This window comes from Phyllobacterium sp. P5_D12, assembly GCF_054049495.1.
In genome coordinates this window covers 1-2,529 of sequence record NZ_JBFUMG010000604.1, presented here as the reverse complement: position 1 = coordinate 2,529, position 2,529 = coordinate 1, and the positions used below count along the sequence as shown (strand labels likewise).

Annotated in this window: 3 protein-coding genes; all 3 read right to left on the bottom strand. The window is 54.8% G+C overall.

Annotation, left to right across the window (positions count from 1 at the left end; all coding sequences use genetic code 11):
* Positions 1-236 precede the first annotated feature (236 nt).
* Positions 237-797: a type 1 glutamine amidotransferase domain-containing protein gene (locus ACXJ5O_RS24120; protein ID WP_457302117.1), complete on the bottom strand. Its 561-nt coding sequence runs from the start codon at positions 795-797 to the stop codon at positions 237-239.
* Positions 798-1,210: 413 nt separating this feature from the next.
* Positions 1,211-1,531 (bottom strand): hypothetical protein, encoded by a 321-nt coding sequence (locus ACXJ5O_RS24115; protein ID WP_457302116.1) that lies wholly within the window; start codon positions 1,529-1,531, stop codon positions 1,211-1,213.
* 367 nt (positions 1,532-1,898) lie between these two features.
* Positions 1,899-2,529 (bottom strand): type II toxin-antitoxin system VapC family toxin (locus tag ACXJ5O_RS24110; protein WP_457302115.1); only part of this gene is annotated, 631 nt, incomplete at its 5' end.

Genomic DNA, 2,529 nt, shown 5'->3' with positions numbered 1-2,529 from the left:
GTGGTCGCTTGGTGATGCCAGTCGTCCTTGACGAATGGACTCAGACGCTTCGCAAACTAATCCGTGCGAGCGAAACCGCCTTTGAGGCGGAGGATCTCGACTCGGTGATGTTCGTCCCCTTGATCAGCGAGTAGAACTGGTCGGAAGAGAGCGTCGCGTCACTGCAGCACGCCAAGTAGCCGTGCCGAGATCAGCGCAGCTTGGTATTGTTTTTCACCATCAATGCGATCGCCGCATTAAGCTGCACGGCGCTTGTGCGCACCTTCTACGATCTCTTCTACGATCTTTGAAACAAAAGCCGGAAGGTCGTCCGGACTGCGCGAGGTGATAATACCCTCGTCAGTCACTACTTCCTCATCCTTCCAGTTCGCTCCGGCATTCGTCACGTCTGTTTTAATCGACCAGTATGACGTCGCATCGCGACCCCGGAGGGCATYGGCTTCGATAAGAAGCCATGGCGCATGGCAGATCGCAGCAACCGTCTTGCCRCTGTTCAGGAAGTCTTTCACGATGCGCATGGCGTTGTCGTCCCGTCTTAAAACATCCGGGTTGATCTGTCCGCCTGGCAGAACCAGCGCGTCGAAGTCGTCAACCGAGGCTTCCGAGGCAAGTAGGTCCACGGCGACGGTATCGCCCCAGTCTTTCTTGTCCCAACTCTTGATGCTACCGGCTTTCGGGGATGCAATCTTGACGTCTGCACCGCGCTTTCGCAACTCATCGTAGGGGACCCGGAGCTCCGATCGCTCATAGCCATCGGTTGCGAGAATTAGAATACGTGCTTCATTGATGGAAGGCATGGCTGTTCCTTTCGGTTCGGGCTGATGTCAGCGCGGTCAATCGAGAGCTGGAGCGCTGCCGTGCTGTTCAGGTCGGAAACTTTTAACGAACGCAAATGTTCCAAATGGAGGGGGGGCAGTCAGCTTGCCATTCTGCGCTCCGAGGGCACTTAAAGAGCGGACCATATGTCTTATTTTATTGCGGGGATTTGAAACGCTGTCATCCTGACCGTGCTTTCTGTTGGAAGCCCACACGGAAAAGCCCTCGTACCCCCGTTGCGAGGGCTTTTTTGCCCATCGGATACGCATATTGTGGCTCAGGTGCGAGAATCCATCCATTCACGACAGTCGCGCCAACGCCTCTTCATACTTGGCCAACTTCTCCCGTGCTTTGGAATCCTCCAAATGCGACTTAACCTTTTCGATATTGTCTTTCAGGTCAGCGATTTTAACGCGTCGTCCAAGGTTGTTTTCTCGCGAGCGCCGGACAAAGTCGAAATACTCTTCGCCTTGGCGACGGCTGACTGAATCGAGTGCTTCGAGGATATGGCCGGGAAGTCCTCCGAACGCAGGCTATCGAGCGTCAGCGTAGTTTTCTCGACCACATCATGCAGGACACCGACGATCCTCTCATCCTCCGTATCCAAGGCGAGCATCACCCTCAAAGGGTGGAAGATATACGGTTCTTCATCGTCGGCGAGGTAACCAGCATGGGCGCTGGCAGCAATTKAGATAGCGTGCTTCAAAGAGGTCATGTGGGTTTCTCTCAGCGCTTGGTGATAGCTCTCTCTAATCCTCCGGAGAACAAGGCGTTCCATCTAACATGGGTTTCTTTCGCCGGCGTCTATATGGCGTTGCTGACCATTCCTTTGGAACACGCAATTGGCTGGCGCGTTTCAGTACAACCAACAAGGAGATTTGTCATGGATTGGAGTCGCGTGGAAGCAATTGGATGTCGTCATCGACGGGAAGCGTGACCAGCTAGGGCAAAATTCAAGAGCGGCAAGTCGAAGGACGAAGCCAGACGCGAGATCGACGATTGGTAGCCACCAGACTTGGTAGCCGTCAAACGTGACAAGCCGCTCCGGCTGTGGGTTGCGGACTCCAGTCTGTTTGGGGACTTCAGTGGTGGAACGTCGGGGGATCTGTAACGGCAGGCGTTGGCGATATTGGATCAGGCGGTTTGACCAGCCATCCCATCTTGGGCTGCAGCAGTCCGGGCAATGGAAAAAACTTATTGATGAGCATGAAGTCCTTCACATTCAACGTCGCCAAGGGACAACCGTGGGAGATCGCGATGGCTGCGACAAGGAGGTCCTGTTCAGGTTGCACGCGCGATGAGTTCGGGTTCATAAACCAGAACTGCTTCAATTGTGGCGTCGTTATCATCTTGGCATAGATTGCTGCGGTGTGTTCCGTGGGCGAAAGGAGTTCCATGCCTGCGGCCATGACGAGGTTTAGCCATCGTAGATGCGCCTTCCAGTTCTTGTTTCCGTCGAGGCGCTTGATATTGATGCCGACCTGTATTTCCGCGTAGACCGGGAAGGGCATGGCGAACTCAAAGGGTGGCCGCGCGTTGAGCAGGTTCAGGCAACCTTGGTTGGGCCTCGGTTTCGCGAACTCGCTCACCACACATGTGTCCAGCGCCAGTCTCTGCGGATGCATCGTCGTCGCGTTCCCCAATAAGAGCTGTGAAACATAGGTCGGCGAGGGGTACTCGGATACTGAGGGATGCGTAGCCGGAAAAAGTTCT